The following is a 17,823-nucleotide window of genomic DNA, read 5'->3' as shown; positions in this document are numbered from 1 at the left end:
CGCGAGTATTCCTCTTATCCAGCGGAGGGAAAATTGTCCTTCTCGTGAAGAAAAAAGCGCCTTCACGTAGTGGTTTTCCTCTGTCTATGTACGTAGTCTTAAAGACCAGGCACGCAAATCCAAATATCCACGTACGTAGATATTAGAGCCACGTACGTAGCCCAAACTTTTCTGCCACTCGTCCGCAACTTTTATCCCTACGCGGAGCAAGAAACTAATAGAGGTCACTTCTCAAAGCTATATAGCTTCGCACCGAAAACTATATAGGATTCCAAGCAAAGCTATATAGGAATCAGTCCAAAGCTATATAGCTTTCTTCGCCATCCTATATAGCTCTACCCACGTACTCATATACCTATGGAGACCATTGCGCAAGACCACCTCTTCATTACTCGTACCTTCTTCCCTCGGAAATCAGAGGCTTTAGGCTGAGAAGTTCGATGGAGGAGAGTGCAAGCTGTGAAGAGATGGCCTTGCGCAATGGTCTCAGCTTAGAAATAGCTCTATGAGGTGCTTGCTGCAACCAGTACTGGTCAATTTTCTTGCCCATATCAGCAGATCCTACTGACCCCATATGCACCCCTTACCAATCCTACTCAAAGGACTATTTTATCAACCTCGAAAGAAGCCCTTAAATTCAGGGACTTTTTCTCGGCAGTATGCTCCGAATTGAGTATCTTTGGTACGTCTGTAGACAATACACATATTTGACGAACTAAAACATCAGAATGAAGAGCCTATTAACTACTACACGTATGGCCGCTTTGGCCCTTGGCTTAGCCGTATCCTCACCCCTTATCTCCCATGCGCAAAAGAACTATAAGCCCACGAAAGAGAATCTCGCTGCGCGCGAGAAATTCCGCGACCGTGGCTTCGGGATCTTCCTCCACTGGGGGCTCTATAGCATCTTTGGTCAGGGCGAGTGGTATATGACCAATGCCAATCTCAATCGTGATGAGTACTCCAAGGTCGCAGGAGCCTTCTACCCCGCACAGTTTGATGCCGCTAAGTGGGTCGCTGCTATCAAGGCCTCTGGTGCAGGCTATCTGACGATCACTTCCCGTCACCACGAAGGCTTCTCTATGTGGGATACCAAGCAGAGCGACTACAATATCATCAAGTCAACGCCCTTCAAGCGAGACATTCTCGCTGAGCTCCGCGACGAGTGTCGCAAGCAGGGCCTGGGCTTCCACATCTATTACTCACTCCTTGACTGGCACCGCGATGACTACTACCCCATCGGGCGTACAGGCCAGGGTACGGGTCGTACTAAGCACGGGAAGTGGAAGACGTATGATGCCTTTATGAACGCCCAGCTCGCCGAACTCGTCCGCGACTACAACGCCGAAGCTATTTGGTTCGACGGTGAATGGGACCAAGATATCAACCCAGGCTTCCAGTGGAACTTCGATAAGATGTACGCTGGTATCCACAAGATCAACCCCGCCTGCCTTATCGGGAATAACCACCACGGTGAGGTACACCCAGGCGAAGACTTCCAGATGTTTGAGCGCGATGTACCCGGTGCCAACACCGCTGGGCTCTCCGGTCAGGCTATCAGCAAGCTCCCCATCGAGACCTGCCAGACGATGAATGGTATGTGGGGCTACAAGATCATCGACCAGACCTACAAGTCTGATACGACCCTTATCCGTCTGCTCGTCCAGACCGCAGGTCGTAATGCAAACCTCCTTCTCAACATCGGCCCCGAAGCTACGGGTGCTCTGCCTGCTACGGCTATCGACCGCCTCGAGAAGATCGGCAAGTGGATGAAGACCTACGGCAAGACCGTCAAGGATGGTGTACGCGAAGGCATCATTCCTCCGCAAGAATGGGGGGTATCGACCCAGAAGGGTAAGACCGTCTACCTGCATATCCTCGACTGGAAGAGCCGTATGCTCTCACTGCCCTTGACCGAGAGGGTAAAGAGCGTGGTAGCCTACGATACCCGTCGCCCCATCCCCTTCCAGCAGACGAAGCTCGGGCTGACGCTCTCCTTCGACAAGGCTCCATCAGAAGCCAATGCTATTGACTATATCGTAGAGGTCACCCTCCACTAAGACAATAATGAGTACCTATCGGATAGAGAACTGTGCAGGGAGTGCCGAGAGCGCCCGCCGAGCTGAGCTGGGCGGAGCCTATCGAGTGGAGCTCTGCGCTGGTCTCCCCGAGGGGGGTACGACCCCCTCCTATGGTGAGATCCTCACCGCACGCCGAGCTATCAATATCAAGCTCAACATCATCATCCGCCCACGCAGCGGAGACTTCCTCTATACACCTATTGAGGTAGAGGCCATGCTTGCCGACATTCGCATGGCTCGCGAGCTGGGCGCTGACGGCATCGTCGTCGGCTGCCTCACAGCCGACGGAGCTGTAGACAAGCCCCTCCTTCGCCGCTTTGTAGAGGCCGCAGAAGGCCTCCCCGTGACCTTCCATCGTGCCATTGACGTCTGTCAGGACCGCGCCCAGGCACTGGAGGACATCATCGAAGCTGGTTGCGCCCGCGTACTGACCTCAGGAGGGGCCGCCTCAGCACCCGAGGGAGCAGATGCCATCGCCGCCCTCGTCAAGCAGGCTGCAGATCGCATCATCATCATGCCTGGCGCTGGTGTCACCCCTGAGAATGTAGCAGACCTTGCTCGTAAGACAGGTGCTCGAGAGTTCCACTTCTCAGGCCGAACTGCCGAGCCCAGCCCCATGCGCTACCGCCATGAGGGCGTCTCGATGGGAGGCACTGTGACCATCGACGAATATGCTTACCTCTTCACTGACCCCAAGAAGATACGTCAGGCTGTAGAGGCCCTACAAGCACTCGAGTAAGCCTACTCGATACTCATCCGCACGACATACAGATACTATACACATCCGCATGAATTCACGAATCATCACCCTTTCCCTTGCCCTCGGGCTCCTCGGTGGGATCACAGAGCTCAGTGCTCTCCCCCTGAAGCCGACCCGCAAGGTACAGACCAGCCGCCCCGCAGCCTCTAAGCTCCAGCAAGATTTCCTTGCCAAGCAGAAGGCCTTCCCCAAGGGTGACTTCTTCCGAATCTTCAAGCAGCAGATGACTCCCGAGGAGCGTGACGCTATGACCTTTCTCTACGCGTACATGCCCACGAATGACCTCATCGATAGAGATGGGGACTTCTACCTCGAGAATGTCCGCGCCTCACTACGCGCTCGCAAGGAACTCCCTTGGGGGAAGTCCATCCCTGAGCGTGAGTGGAAGCACTTCGTCCTCCCGATCCGTGTCAATAATGAGGCGCTTGATGCCTCACGCATGGTATTCTTTGACGCTCTGAAGGATCGCGTCAAGGGACTCTCCCTGCATGATGCGGTACTCGAGGTCAACCGCTGGTGCCACGAGCACGTCGTCTATACCCCAAGTGACTCCCGCACCTCCTCTCCTCTGGCTACCATCCGCTCGGCCTATGGGCGCTGTGGCGAAGAGTCCACGCTCTTGGTCGCAGCTTTGCGTGCAGTCGGTATCCCCGCACGTCAGGTCTATACCCCTCGCTGGGCACACACAGATGACAATCATGCTTGGGTAGAAGCTTGGGTAGATGGCAAGTGGCTCTTCCTCGGAGCCTGCGAGCCCGAGCCCGTGCTCAACCTCGCATGGTTCAACGCTCCCGTTTCACGTGCCATGCTCGTCCACACGAAGGCCTTTGGTCGCTATGACGGACCAGAGGAAGTTATCGGGAATACTCCTACCTACACCGAGATCAATGTCATTGACAACTATGCTCATGTAGGCAAGGTCAATGTGCAGGTCACCGATGCTACGGGTCGCCCCCTCGCTGGAGTACCCGTCTCCTTCCGCGTGTACAACTATGGGGAGTTCTATACCGTAGCTACCAAGGTCAGTGATGCCACTGGTCGTGTCTCACTCACTGCTGGACAAGGAGATATGCTCGTCTATGCCAGCAAGCCCGAGGGGACAAGCTATCGCTTCGGCATGCAGAAGGTCACCTTCGGCACCGACAAGCAGGTACGCCTCCAGCTGAAGTATCGCCCGGGAGATCGTATCAATGAAGACCTCCTCATCACACCTCCACGTGAGGATGCAAAGTACCCCAACGTCACTGATGCCCAGCGTGCTGAGAACAATCGTCGCATGGCTGTCGAGGACTCTATCCGCGGGCAGTACGTGGCCTCCTTCGTCGGGAAGCAGCTCGAGGGTCTCGATGCTCGTGGCAATTGGAAGACCTTACACGAATTCGTCGAGGGCTCTAAGGATCAAGAGCAGGCGAAGGCACTCCTCCGAGTCATCTCCGCTAAGGACCGCCGCGATGTTCCCCTCGAAGTGCTGCGTGACCATCTGGATAACACGAAGCCCCTCCCCCAGTTCGCTACGAACAAGGAGCTTGCTATGAGCTACATCTACAATCCTCGTGTAGCCAACGAGCCCCTAGTACCCTATAAGAAGTACTTCGCAGAAGCAGTTCCACAAGAGCTGCAGAGCAAGTTCCGCTCTTCCCTCGAAGCTCTACGCCAGTGGTGCGTCGCTACCATCCAGATAGACAATAGCTACAACCCGCTGACCTATCCCATTGAGCCTATCGGGGTGTGGAAGAGTCAGAAAGCTGATACCCACTCTCGTAATATCTTCTTCGTCTCGCTGGCACGTGCTATGGGCTGGCCTGCACAGATCGACGGGGTGACGGGCAAGGTACAGGTCTATGAGAAGGACGGATGGCACGATGTCATCCTCGACAAGGGACTTCCCCAGACAGCTGCTAAGCAGGGTACACTTCGCCTGAGCTATAAAGACAATGGTATCATCGACAATCCGAAGTACTACTACCAGTTCACTATCTCCAAGTTCGATGACAAGGGGCAGACTCGCCTACTTGCCTATGACGAAGGAGACAACGGTCTGGAGCAAGGGACCTCGTGGGCTAAGACCTTCAAGGATGGCGCTCCTATGGATGCAGGGCATTACCTGCTTGTCACGGGCTCACGTCTGGCGAGCGGTAGCGTCCTGGTGAATATGCGCACCTTCGATATCAAGGCAGGGCAGACGACCGATGAGGAGCTCCTTATGCGTCGCGACACCACGGCTGTAGCAGTCCTCGGTAGCTTCAATGCTGAGAATCTCTACACCTACTATGGTGAAGCTAAGGATCTGACGAAGACCGAGCAGTTCGCAGCCCCCACTGGTAAGGAACAGTCCATCCTCACGACGACAGGCCGTGGCTACTATATCCTCGGTGTCCTCGGAGCAGGAGAAGAGCCTACGAACCATGCGCTGAAGGACATCATCGCAGAGCGTGAAGTCTTCGAGCACTGGGGCCGTAGCCTCGTCCTACTCTTCAAGGACAAGACGAGCCAGAGCCGCTACCGTCCAGAGGACTTCGCAGGTCTTCCCAAGGGTACAGTCTTCGGTCTTGATGATAAGGGTACAATCCTCTCTGAGCTCGTCACGAACATGAAGCTCCGTGCAGGCAACCTCCCTGTATTCGTCATCGCTGACACCTTCAACCGCGTGGTCTTCGTTTCGCAGGGCTACACCATCGGTCTGGGTCGCCAGATCCGTCAGGTCATCACTGCCCTCGAGAAGGAGCAGTGCACCGCTCCCACACAGACCTGCACCGCCCCATAAGCAAGCGCTTATAAACCATCGTCAAGAGGCCCTCTCCCAGCTCTGGGAGGGGGCCTCTTGTCCATCTATGCAGGGAACAAGCCGAGAGAGTATCGTATCTTTGTCCCACAAAAGATGCTGATGACTCCTATCAAACGACTTCGTAGCTACCTACGTGAGCAGTCTCACACGCTACGCCAACTCCTCCATATTGGTACGCCCATCATCCTTGGACAATTAGGCATTATCTCGGTGAATTTCGCTGACACCATCATGGTCGGTAAGTATAGCACCGATGCTCTGGCAGCCGCCTCTTTCGTCAACAATATCTTCGCCCTCTTCTTTGTACTCGGACTGGGCTTCAGCTATGGGCTTACTCCCTTGGTAGCGAAGGCACATACCCGTGGTGATCAGCTTAGGCTCGGACGACTTCTTCGCCATAGCACCCTACTGAATCTGCTCATTGTCTTCGGCCTTACCCTACTACTTGTCGGGGTATATATCTTCTTGGAGCTCTTTCGTGTACCCTCCGACCTACTGCCACTCATCCGGCCGTACTTCATCCTGCAGATGGTCTCCTTCGGCGTGTACATGGCATCAGCAGCGCTGAAGCAGTTCTTCGATGGTATGGGACGGACGCAGGTCCCCATGTGGATTATCCTTAGCTCCAACCTACTCAATGTCATCGGGAACTATCTCTTGATCTTCGGCAAGTGGGGATGCCCTGAGCTTGGGCTTTATGGTGCTGGACTCTCCACACTCCTCTCGCGCATCTATATGCTTGTGGCTCTCACACTCGTACTGCGCTATAGCCGCTCATTCAAAGTCATCAGCCGAGCCTCCCTTGAGCGCAGCATCTTCCCGGCCTATTTCGTCCGCCTCTTCCGTCTGGGGACACCTATCAGCATACAGACGGGGGTAGAGACTGCGGCTTGGACCTTTGCCATTATTATCGTCACCCCACTGGGTGAGCATCCTCTGGCTGTCCATCAGATCCTATGTACACTCACTGCACTGGGCTTCTTGGTGTACTATGGCATTGGGGCTGCAGCGACTATCCTCGTGAGCAGTGCCCATAGCAAGGGGGATCATAAACAGATACGACATACCGTGGGAATAGCCCTCATCTTAGCCGAAGCTGTGGCACTACTCGTTCTCGTAGGACTTATCCTCGGACGACATTACCTAGGCTACATCTTCAGTAATGACCCAGGTATCATCACGATGACGGCACTGGCCATACTTCCTATGGCACTATACCAACCGGCAGATGCCCTTCAGGTCATCTATAGCAATGCGCTACGAGGGATGGAGGACGTAAAGCACATGGCCCTCTATGCCTGTGGGGTACACCTCATCATAGCGCCCGCTCTCTGTCTACTCTTCGGCTTTGGGCTTGGGCTAGAAGGTGGAGGTATCCAGCTCACTGCTGTTTGGTCTGCCTTCCCTGTGAGCCTACTGCTCTTGGGGTTCCTTCTCAAGCGACGCTTTGACCGCATCTCTATACCAAGGTGAGCTCCATCCTCATAGAGGGGATGATAGCAACCTATATTGGTCGACGGGTGAACCTATATAGGTCGTGAAGACAAGCAATATAGGTCACGAAGCTGACCTATATAGGTTCACCCGTCGACCAATATAGGTTCATACCACTATCCAGCCGAGGCACTTATTCTTCCCCACTGTAGAGGAAGACTAAGTAGCCGAACAAAGTCTACCTTCATTCGGGTGTAGAAGCCCTATACAAAGGCAATCAAAGGGCGGGGAAGCCAGCAAGAACTATTATCTTTGTGGTAAATAATCATATACGAGATGCAGCATCCGCTATCTATCTATAACACGCTCCACCGCCGCAAGGAAGCCTTCGTCCCAGCACAGGCTCCTCACGTGGGGCTCTACGTCTGTGGGCCTACCGTCTATGGGGATGCCCACCTCGGGCATGCCCGCCCTGCGATTACCTTCGACATTCTCTTCCGCTACCTGAGCCACTTAGGCTACAAGGTGCGCTATGTACGCAACATCACTGACGTCGGGCATCTCGAACACGACGCTGATGAGGGAGAGGACAAGATCGCTAAGAAGGCACGCCTCGAGCAGCTCGAACCCATGGAAGTGGTGCAGTACTACCTGACCCGCTACCATCATGCGATGGAGCGCCTTGGGGTGCTCCCTCCCAGCATTGAGCCTATGGCCTCAGGGCATATCATTGAGCAGATTGCCTTGACCCAGCAGATTCTCGATGCAGGCTTTGCTTATGAGAGCAATGGGTCAGTCTACTTTGACGTAGAGAAGTATGACAAGAGCTTTAACTATGGTGAGCTGAGTGGACGCCGCATCGAAGACATGCTGAGCAATACGCGCGCTCTCGATGGTCAGGATGAGAAGCGCGGCCCACTGGACTTTGCCCTCTGGAAGAAGGCACAGCCCGAGCACATCATGCGCTGGCCCAGCCCTTGGGGCGAAGGCTTCCCAGGCTGGCATGCAGAGTGCACTGCTATGGGACGAAAGTATCTCGGCGAGCAGTTTGACATCCACGGTGGTGGCATGGACTTGATCTTCCCTCATCACGAGTGCGAGATCGCTCAAGCCAAGGCCTCTCAAGGAGGTGAATCCATGGTGCGCTACTGGATGCACAACAACATGATCACCATCAATGGGCAGAAGATGGGGAAGTCCCTCGGGAACTTCATCACACTGGATCAGTTCTTCACTGGCGAACACGACCAGCTAGAGCAGGCCTATTCGCCCATGACAATCCGCTTCTTCATCCTCAGTGCTCACTACCGTGGTACGGTAGACTTCAGCAACGAAGCTCTGAAGGCCGCAGAGAAGGGTTTGGCTCGTCTGCTCGACGCAGCTGCTCTACTCGACGGGCTACAAGCTGGAAGCACTACCTCCATCCAAGGAATCCAAGGTCTCTCAGAGCGCTGCCATGCGGCTCTCAATGACGACCTCAATACACCGATTGCCATCGCTGAGCTCTTTGAGGCTGCGCGTGCTATCAACTCCATTCATCATAAGCAAGCCACGATCACAGCAGAGGATCTTGATGAGCTCCGTCGAGTATATCGCCTCTTCCTCTTCGACCTGCTGGGACTCCGTGACGAGCGCTTAGGCGAAGGAGGTGCAAGCGAAGCTTTCTCAGGCGCAGTAGATCTTCTCCTCTCTATCCGAGCTGAGGCCAAGAGCAACAAGGATTGGGCGACCTCTGACCGCATACGTGATGAGCTGGCTACCCTCGGATTCACTATTAAGGACACGAAGGAAGGTACCGAGTGGTCCCTCTAAGCCCTTATGCGATATAGCTTCGTCATCCCCGTATATAACCGCCCCGATGAGGTGCGGGAGCTACTGGAGAGCCTGACCCATCAGGAGCTCTTCGACTTCGAGGTAGTCATTATCGAGGACGGCAGCTCCGTGAGTTCGGAAGCCATCGTCGAGAACTATCGTGAGAGCGTCCCAGCTCTACGCTATATCGCTGTACCCAATGGAGGTCCCTCACGGGCCCGTAACCTCGGAGCTCGTGAAGCCACAGGCGAGTACCTTATTATCCTCGATTCGGATGTCGTCCTACCCCCAGGCTATCTCACTGCAATAGATGACTACCTGGAGAAACATCCCGTGGATGCCTTCGGCGGGCCTGATGCTGCATCGGACGACTTTACCACGGTGCAGAAGGCTATCAACTATGCGATGACCTCTCCCCTAACGACTGGGGGAATCCGTGGTGGAAGCGCTGACGGTATGGAGAAGTTCAAGCCACGTAGCTTCAACCTCGGTTGTCGCCGCTCCGTCTACTTGCAGCTTGGAGGATTCAATGAAGCGATGCGCTTCGGTGAGGATATTGACTTCAGCCTTCGCCTCATCGAGGGAGGGCATAGCACGGCACTCATCCAAGAAGCCTTCGTGTACCACAAGCGCAGAGTGGACTTCCGCAAGTTCTTCAAGCAGGTACATAATTCGGGTATCGCACGTATCCACCTGGAGACGCGCCATCCTGGGAGTACACGCTTAGTACACCTTCTACCCGCCCTCTTCACCATTGCCTCTGTCATCGCCCTCTTCCTCTGGATTGGTCGACTGGGGTTATTGGCTCTTGCCGTCATCTTCTTTATCGATGCGTATCATCGAGCAGGACGATCAGTCGAAGTTGCCTTCCTCGCTGTACCCGCATGCTTCATCCAGCTATGGGGCTATGGCTCAGGATTCCTTCGTGCTTGGTGGGGGAAGTACATCCTTCGCAGTAAGGAGTTCATTGCCTTCAAGGATAACTTCTATGAGTAAGGGCTGGGTTAGCTACATTCGTACCTATGGGATCGTAGTATTCCTACCTTTGACCTTGGGCGCTTGCCGTCCAAAGGTAGCGACCTCATCCCTCGGCGAAGTCTACCTACCCGACCATCTCACCTCCCCACGTGAGCGTCTCGGCTACCTCATCGACCACTACTGGGACAAGATGGAGGCACAGCCTGACACCTCGCAAGCACTTATTACACGCCAAATAGAAGACTTCTGTGGTCTCCTACACGGAGCACCCCTCGGGACTGCTCGCCGTAGTATCTCCCGTTCTCTGAACTTCCTCTCTGGCGAAGCTCTCCAAACAGCCCTCTCCACCTACCGCTCGCAGCTATACAATCCCGAGAGTCCTCACTACAGTGAAGGGCTCTATAGCCTCGTCTTGTCGTGGGAAGAGTCCTCTATGAAGGTAGACTCAGCTCAAAAGGTGGCAGCATACCTCCAGCGAGTGCGCCTTCAGCACAATGCAATAGGTCGCACTGCCCAAGACTTCCTCTACCATACGAGCGACACTACGGGTACAGTCAGCCGACATCTATCACACTTCAGTGCCCCCTATACCCTACTCGTCCTCTCCGTCGACTCAGATAAGAGAAATCAGCAATGGGCAGAAGCACTCCACGGGCACAAGGCTCTTTATCGCCTCGTGCTGGAGAAGAACCTACGCCCGTTGGTCGTCTATACGGGAGCGACACGCCCAGACTCAGCTCTTAGAAGTCTTTGGTCTGGGGCGACGCTGGGCTACGACTCTGCACAGCTCATCACAGCTCAGCGACGCTATGACCTAAGCCACGGTAGTGCGCTTTACCTCTTAGATGCGAAGAAGACTGTTCTTCTCCGCAACACTTCCATCCCCAAGATCGCTACTTACCTCCATGCCCGTGATGAAGAGTAAGCGACTACTAACGGAACTGCTGGACTACATCGAGCTTTTCGAGCAGTCCTTCCCCAATGATGAGGAGCTCAGCATGAAGAGCTTCCTCATCTTCGTGCAGAGTATGCAAGAGGGCACGGAAGAAAGCCCCACGTCTGCGATCCGCCCAGCGAACATGGGACAGCAGCACGAGGTGTCTATCGCCCGTCATCTAAGCCTTCTACATCGCTACTCTAAGGGCTACATCAAGCGTGCACTCATGGCCTCCGACCTCCTACAGAGTGAAGAGGAATACTCCTATTTGGCAAGTCTCATGAGTGGCAAGTCCCAGACCAAGACCGAGCTGAATGCACTCAATGCGATGGAGAAAACCTCGGGTGCTGAGATCATCCGTCGCTTGGTAGCTAAGGGTATGGCTGAAGAGCGCCCTGACGAGCGAGACCGCCGTAGTGTCCTCGTCACCATCACCCCACAGGGCCGAGCCGAACTGATGAAGGTATTCCCTCAGCTTCATACAGCTGCCCTCCTCCTATCAGCGCCTTTACAGGAGCAACAACAGGCTACCCTGGACTTCCTCCTCCATTATCTCTGCGGAGCTCTATCGACACTCCCCCCCGCCAAGAGCGACAGTGATCTTGCCGAGCTTCTAAGGACACTACGTACTGGTGCCCCATCCCATTAGTATCATCTGCCTATGCTTCTCTTAGAGCTACTCCTTACGTTTGCAAAAGGTATACTTATCGGTCTCTTAGTGTCTGCCCCCATGGGGCCGACGGGTCTCCTCTGCATGAGAGAGACGACACGTGGCAGACGTCGCGATGGGATGCTGGTAGGTCTCGGAGCGACCCTCAGTGACTTAGTCTATGGCCTTATCGCCTACTGGGGCGTAGGGATCGTACTGAATCTCCTTGATCAGTACAGCAGCTCACTCAGGCTCGGTGGGAGTATCTTCATCTTAGGCTTCTGTATCATCCTCCTCACACGACACGTCTCGACGAGCGAAGACGACACGCCCGCTCCCCCACATCGCCTCAAGTCTGCCTACAGTGTAAAGAAGGTATCTGGAGCCTTTGCCCTTACGCTCTCCAACCCCTTCATCATCCTCCTCTTCCTCCCACTGTACGCACGACTCGAGTTCGTACGAGCTGTGAAGCTCCAATTCGTCGAGCTCTTTGTAGCTATGGCGGGCATCGGTATCGGTTGCCTCCTTTGGTGGGTCATCCTGACCTATATCGTCAAGAAGCTCTCTGTCCGCTTTGGCATGAAGAGCCTGGAGTGGATCAATCGTATCGTAGCCCTCGTACTCATCATCTTAGCTCTCGTAGGGATCTACACCTCACTCTTTGAGTAGCCCCTGCGTAGCCCTCCCTCTTTTTATCCTTGTACAAAACTTATGAAGCAAGCTTATATCCCCCGAATTGAGCGCGGTGCACATACCCTATCTGAGTTCACTCCCATCCTGCGAGAGCAAGGTGAAGTGCTCTATATCGATACGCTGAACTGGCGTGCAGACTTCCCTCACCGCCCACTCGTAGCTGCTTATCTTGGCTATGATGCCAAGGCGCTCTACATCACCTACGTTGTCGATGGTCAAGACCTCCGCACGCTCTCCCCTGGAGATGGGAACTATGTCCACGAAGACAGCTGTGTCGAGTTCTTCATGCAGCGCGAAGCTGGCGAGGCCTATATTAACTTTGAGTTCAATGCTGCTGGAGTATGTTATGCAGCCCACCACCAGTCCCCATCCGAAGCTGAACTTCTAAGCGCAGAAGAGTTCGCCAGCATCGAGCGCTGGGCTACTCATCTCGGAGAGCACGGGCTGGAGCTGACGGGTCCTCATGCATGGGAAGTCACCGTCGCCATCCCCTGGACGACGATGAGCTACGAAGCTGGTAAGCTCCCCACATCACTGCGTGCTAACCTATACAAGTGCGGTGACAAGACCCCACATCCTCACTTCCTCAGCTGGACACCTATCGAAGAAGCTCAGCCCGCCTTCCATCGTCCACAGTTCTTCGGTGAGCTCTTCCTCCAAGCATAATCCCGATACGCCCGCTATGCCCCACCGACACTGCACTTGGCTTGGTGCTCTTGCTCTGAGTCTCATCGCGCTGGCTCCTCTAAGAGCTCAGACGGGACTCACTCCTCAGGATAGCTTGCGTCTGGACTCCCTTGACGGACTCCGTCGAGAGCTTGTTCGTGCCAACGAGGCTCGCCCGAAGTATGGCATCCCGATGATAGACCGCTTCTTCCGCTACGAGCCTGTAGCCCCCTACAATCAGAATCGTGGCTATCAGTTCCTCCATGCCGTCGCAGCGAGTATGGCGCGCAATCAAAAGTCCTCAAGCAGTACAGGCGGGCCCCTCAAGACGCTCATTGAGATCGGGGCCGGGAAAGACTTTGACTTCGAGTGGCGCATTGGCATCGATGGGGTCATTGACCTCCTGACGGCCAAGAACTCCATCGACGGCCAGTGGTTTGGCTATGGCATCCTCGTAGCTCGCAAGCTGGGAGAAGGTCGATCAATCCGTCTGCGCTCCTCTATCAACTATGCGCTCAAGAGTCGCAACTGGTATCACGAGCATAACCTACTCCTCTACTATGCGCCTCAGCTCAACGGGCTCACGGTACTCTCTGGAGGGCACACCTCACGAGAGACCTTCCACCTCACTCCCGAGGAGATCTACCGCGGATACTACGGAGCACTCCCTGCGGCAAATAGCCCCGTCGCATCGTTTGTCAAGGACTATCTCCAGCTACGCAATCGCATCCAACTCACCGAAAGCCTCGACCTCTCGACCTCCCTACTCTTCGAGGATCGCAAGCCTCAGGTAGGTATCCCCTTGGAGCACCATCGCGCCCTGCTCGCTTCGGGACAAGTGCTTTGGGCCCCCTCCTTCCTCAATCGTAGCGAGTCGGGCATACCCATTCCCATCGGCCATCGCCGTGAGCTGGGGGTCATCTATAAGCAGGCCTTCGACCCAAATGGGAGCACGCAGTCCGCTTCGGCCGTCCCTTACAGCCGCTTCCAGCAGCTCGAAGCCTTCGTCCGTGGCACGATCCCATTGAACGAGGACAATAAGATCGACCTGAAGATCAATGCGGGTACGTACCTCTCTCGGGAGTATCTCTCCCCAAGCGATGAGAAGTACTTCGCCCTGGCTCCTGTCATTGACCGCACGCCTTTCAAGGACAACTGGGCAACCCTGCCCCCCTTCTTCACTGGGGGCAAGAGCTGGACGACGCAGGAAGTCAACTTCTATTCGAATCGCTTCCTACTCTCACGCACGAAGGGCTTCGGGGGCTTCTTCCGTATGGACGATGCGCTCCACGCCCGCAACCTCCTCACCGGAGATGGTCGTGCTTTCAGCGAGGTCGGCTACTCCATCGGCTGGGGCGACATAGCACGCTTTGGTCTCTTCGCTGGGTATGACTGGCAGAAGACTCGACCACACGTCGCCTTCCGCATCAGCCTACCCGTCCTCTGCCTCTCAGCCAGCGCCAGCGAGCGCTATTAGCCTCCCCCCAAGATGAAGCCACCCGACGCGATGCCGATAGTATCACGTCGGGTGGCTTCGTTATGTAGTGGCTGGCGAAGACTCTTGGGCAATGTCCCTATGCCTTCAAAGTACCATGTAGTTACGAAGCGAAAGGCCTGCAGCAAGAGGACGTATACGTTCCCTGATCAAAACGTATACGTTTCATACCCAAGACGTATACGTTTCACGCTCGAAACGTATACGTTTTGCCCGCGATAGGTATACGTTGCACTCAGCAAGGGTATACGTTCTGTCCAGCACTCCTATCTTCCGCCCTTTCGGAGGGAATCACACCCGGCCTTCTACGAGCCTTCTGTACGATAAATAGGAGGTAGACTTCCCAAAAATCTGACACAAACGGCGCTTGATGAAGTAACGGGAAGTTTCTACCTTTGCTATGAGCTTGATGACGCGAGCTCCCACTCCCCACGCGGGATAAGACCACACGCCAAGCAACAACACATACATTATTAATCACCCTATGATCCACAGTACCCTCGACGAGTCCGCTCGCTACGAGTCCCTTCATCCTCGCTTTAAGGAGGTCTTTGACTACATCAAGAGTCACGACCTACGGGCTATGGAGCCCCAGCGCTTGGAGCTCCGAGGCGAAGAACTCTTCATCAACCGAATAGACGCTCCATCCAATCCCCAAGATGAGCAGCCGATCGAAGCGCACGAATCCTACATCGACATCCAGGTCCTCCTTGAGGGCCGCGAGCGCATCGGCTGGCTCCCCCGTGCTAAATGCCTTAGCCCCCGTGCCCCCTACGATGAGTCGAAGGACATCATCTTCTACCATGATCAGCCGACGAGCTACGTCGACTTGCTCCCAGGAGACTTCGTCATCCTCTTCCCTGAGGATGGTCATGCTCCCTTCATCGGGGACGGAAGTCCCATCAGTAAGCTCATTGTCAAGGTCCGCCGATAGCAAAATCAGTACACATCCCTGTGGAGGCACCCTGCGTACATAGCAGGATTATCGCTATCTTAGCCTAAGGATAAGAGCAAAATCATTCCCTTTAACACAAGACAACTCTCAAGTATATGAAGACAAATCAATGGATACGCCTCGGGCTCTTTGCCCTGGCTACGACTATCGCCCTACCTGCTGTCGCTCAGCGTAAGCGCCCCGCTAAGGGAAAGGTCACTAAGGTCGTCATCACACAGCCTAAGGCTGGCAACTACCGCATCGATGGGATGGCTCCCGCAGATGCCAATGGTCAGTGGGTCTACCTCTACAAGCCCAGCGGTCAGGGTGCTTCGGATAGCGTCCAGATCGCTAATGGCCGATTCACGCTGGAGCGTGCTGTAGCCGAAGACGGTCTCATCGTACATCTGGTCATCCCCAGATCTTATAACCTCTCCTTTATCCCCGAAGAAGGGATTATCAAGGCTGACCTCGCTGCGAGTGGCGCTACTGGTACCCCACTGAATGATGAGCATACTCAAAAATCCAAGTACCGAAAGGGGTTAATCGAAGAGGCGAGAGCGAAACTTAAAAGCATTCGCGCAGACAAGAACCTTGACGACAAGGCCAAGGAAGAAGCTCAAGAGAAGGTTTCAGATGAGCTCTATGCCAAGATCAAGCCCCTCGCCGAAGCTGACCTCAAGGAGCACTCCAACGATGCTATCGGTCTCATTGCTCTTCAGACCCTCCTCGGGATGGAAGACGTGAACGTCGCTAAGGCAGAAGCACTCCTGCAGCAGGCTGGTGATCGTCTCCGTGCAGAAGAAAGCATTACGAAGATGGTCGCACGTCTTCGCCGTGTAGAAGCTACGCAGGCAGGTGCACAGTTCGTAGACTTCGAGGGAGTAGATGATGCTAACAAGGCCGTTCGCCTTAGCGACTACGTGGGCAAGGGTCACTATGTCCTCGTTGACTTCTGGGCTTCGTGGTGCGGTCCCTGCCGTCGTGAGATCGGTCACCTGAAGAAGGTACGCGATGCTTACACCGACAAGGGACTCGTCATCCTTGGTACGGTCGTATGGGACGAGATGGAAGATCACCTCAAGGCAATGAAGGAGCTTGAGATCACTTGGCCTCAGATCTTCAATAAGACCGAAGCTACAGAGCTCTATGGTATCGCAGGGATTCCTCAGATCATCCTCTTCGATCCCGCAGGTAAGATCGTCGCTCGTGACCTCCGTGGTGAGGAGATCAATAAGCTCCTCGACAAGGCACTCCAGGATAATGGCGGCAAGCTCTAAGCGCTTGACACCAGACCTCTAAGCAGAAGCCCCCAGCTATATCTCTTCGGAGACGTAGCTGGGGGCTTTTGCTATATACCCCTGCATGAAGCACACCTCATACCTACCACATTAGATACCGATATACGATGACAAGACTACTACTCTACTCCGCCCTTCTTCTACTCACATTCATTCCTCAGCATCTCCTTGCACAGCAAAGCGAGATCATCGAACTCAAGATCACGGGAGAAGCCACAGAGTTCGATAAAGACCAGCAGATGCGCCTCATACGCGTCTCTGATGGCGTGGTCGTAGATAGCGTACCTCTCAAGGCACGTCGCTTCGAGAAGGTCTTACGCCTCCCGACCAGTGAGCCTTACTATGAGTTATGCACCGATGCAGGCAGTCGCGTCTATCTCTTCCCCGAGCCAGGTGCACTCAAGATATCCTTTGAGCGCGAGGTGGCCTTAGGCACTCCTCTCAATGATAAGTTCGCCCAACTGATGGACAAGAAGAATGAGCTGCTTAAGTGCCGAGAGGAGAAGGAGCGTACATTGAGCAGAGACAAGAGTATCTCCCAGCTGGAGTTCGCCATGCTGGCCGACAGCCTGCTCTCCGACTACGATGCCTCGCTGGCAGCCGTCTATGCGTCCCAGCTCAAGGAGCATCCCGACGATGCCGTAGGACTCTTCTGTCTCCGAGCCGTACTACGCACGATAGACGACGATACTCAATCGACCAAGAATCTTGTATCTCAGGTCTCCAAGAGGCTTACACAAGATGAGGAAGTCAAGGAACATCTGCAGCGCATTCAGAAGAATGCCACGCCTCCAGGCTCAGACCTTGATCCAGCCATCTATATGCTACGAGGAATGGACATGAAGGGACAGCCCACCGCACTCCGTGACTACCTCGGCAAGGGGCACTATACCCTCGTGCACTTCTGGGCCTCATGGTGTCCTCCTTGTAGAGAAGAGATGGCTGAGCTCCGAGCATACTACATCACCTACGGCCGGCAGGGACTGCAGATCGTAGGCGTAGGTATGAACGATGACTATACTGCCCTCTGCAACGAAGCGGAGCGCCAAGCTATCCTGTGGCCTCAAGTATTCCTCGATAAGTATCAGCGTGTAGACGGGGTCAAGTATATCCCTCGCCTAATTCTCTTCGACCCCAAGGGGAACTGCATCAATACCAATGTACCCCGAGAGGATGCCGAGGATACTCTCGAAAAGCTTGCGAGATCTATGGGCGGCAAGCTCTAAGTAATCACATATACATAAAGGCTCGCCCCCTATCTGAGGCACCTATGCGGTGACCTGAGATAGGAGGCGAGC

At 54.6% G+C, this 17,823-nt stretch carries 14 protein-coding genes; all 14 read left to right on the top strand.

What is annotated here, in order from left to right; all coding sequences use genetic code 11:
* The first annotated feature begins 728 nt into the window (after nucleotides 1–728).
* A complete protein-coding gene (locus IEX77_RS01010; RefSeq protein ID WP_188807317.1) occupies nucleotides 729–2,060 on the top strand; it encodes an alpha-L-fucosidase in 1,332 nt (443 codons plus the stop codon).
* Nucleotides 2,061–2,067: 7 nt separating this feature from the next.
* Nucleotides 2,068–2,820, top strand: coding sequence for a copper homeostasis protein CutC (locus IEX77_RS01005; protein WP_188807316.1), 753 nt, complete (start codon nucleotides 2,068–2,070; stop codon nucleotides 2,818–2,820).
* 49 nt (nucleotides 2,821–2,869) lie between these two features.
* The gene (locus IEX77_RS01000; RefSeq protein ID WP_188807315.1) at nucleotides 2,870–5,605 is read left to right on the top strand and encodes a transglutaminase domain-containing protein; all 2,736 of its coding nucleotides are present in this window, start codon (nucleotides 2,870–2,872) and stop codon (nucleotides 5,603–5,605) included.
* A 120-nt stretch (nucleotides 5,606–5,725) separates the two neighbouring features.
* The gene (locus tag IEX77_RS00995) at nucleotides 5,726–7,099 is read left to right on the top strand and encodes an MATE family efflux transporter (protein ID WP_188807314.1); all 1,374 of its coding nucleotides are present in this window, start codon (nucleotides 5,726–5,728) and stop codon (nucleotides 7,097–7,099) included.
* Between the two features lie 297 nt (nucleotides 7,100–7,396).
* Complete coding sequence (gene cysS, locus IEX77_RS00990; RefSeq protein ID WP_188807313.1) at nucleotides 7,397–8,872, top strand: cysteine--tRNA ligase; 1,476 nt, start codon at nucleotides 7,397–7,399, stop codon at nucleotides 8,870–8,872.
* A gap of 6 nt (nucleotides 8,873–8,878) precedes the next feature.
* Nucleotides 8,879–9,868 carry a glycosyltransferase gene (locus IEX77_RS00985; RefSeq protein ID WP_188807312.1) on the top strand — a complete coding sequence of 330 codons (990 nt, stop codon included), beginning with the start codon at nucleotides 8,879–8,881 and terminating at the stop codon, nucleotides 9,866–9,868.
* A complete protein-coding gene (locus IEX77_RS00980; protein WP_188807311.1) occupies nucleotides 9,861–10,775 on the top strand; it encodes a DUF5106 domain-containing protein in 915 nt (304 codons plus the stop codon). Before IEX77_RS00985 ends, IEX77_RS00980 begins: the two co-directional genes overlap by 8 nt.
* A complete protein-coding gene (locus IEX77_RS00975; protein ID WP_229770760.1) occupies nucleotides 10,765–11,436 on the top strand; it encodes a MarR family winged helix-turn-helix transcriptional regulator in 672 nt (223 codons plus the stop codon). The genes IEX77_RS00980 and IEX77_RS00975 overlap by 11 nt, the downstream gene beginning before the upstream one ends.
* Before the next feature lie 12 nt (nucleotides 11,437–11,448).
* Nucleotides 11,449–12,105: a LysE family translocator gene (locus IEX77_RS00970; RefSeq protein WP_060936174.1), complete on the top strand. Its 657-nt coding sequence runs from the start codon at nucleotides 11,449–11,451 to the stop codon at nucleotides 12,103–12,105.
* Between the two features lie 42 nt (nucleotides 12,106–12,147).
* Nucleotides 12,148–12,795, top strand: coding sequence for a carbohydrate-binding family 9-like protein (locus IEX77_RS00965; protein WP_188807309.1), 648 nt, complete (start codon nucleotides 12,148–12,150; stop codon nucleotides 12,793–12,795).
* Nucleotides 12,796–12,811: 16 nt separating this feature from the next.
* On the top strand, nucleotides 12,812–14,272 hold the full coding sequence (locus IEX77_RS00960) for a DUF5686 family C-terminal domain-containing protein (protein WP_188807308.1): 1,461 nt from the start codon (nucleotides 12,812–12,814) through the stop codon (nucleotides 14,270–14,272).
* 502 nt (nucleotides 14,273–14,774) lie between these two features.
* The gene (locus IEX77_RS00955) at nucleotides 14,775–15,224 is read left to right on the top strand and encodes a NanQ anomerase/TabA/YiaL family protein (protein WP_188807307.1); all 450 of its coding nucleotides are present in this window, start codon (nucleotides 14,775–14,777) and stop codon (nucleotides 15,222–15,224) included.
* Between the two features lie 116 nt (nucleotides 15,225–15,340).
* Nucleotides 15,341–16,504 (top strand): TlpA disulfide reductase family protein, encoded by a 1,164-nt coding sequence (locus IEX77_RS00950; RefSeq protein ID WP_188807306.1) that lies wholly within the window; start codon nucleotides 15,341–15,343, stop codon nucleotides 16,502–16,504.
* A gap of 128 nt (nucleotides 16,505–16,632) precedes the next feature.
* On the top strand, nucleotides 16,633–17,751 hold the full coding sequence (locus IEX77_RS00945) for a TlpA family protein disulfide reductase (protein ID WP_188807305.1): 1,119 nt from the start codon (nucleotides 16,633–16,635) through the stop codon (nucleotides 17,749–17,751).
* Nucleotides 17,752–17,823 lie beyond the last annotated feature (72 nt).

The sequence above is a fragment of the Porphyromonas pasteri genome, from assembly GCF_014647755.1.
GTDB lineage: Bacteria > Bacteroidota > Bacteroidia > Bacteroidales > Porphyromonadaceae > Porphyromonas > Porphyromonas pasteri.
This window is presented reverse-complemented; position numbering and strand designations above follow the sequence as displayed.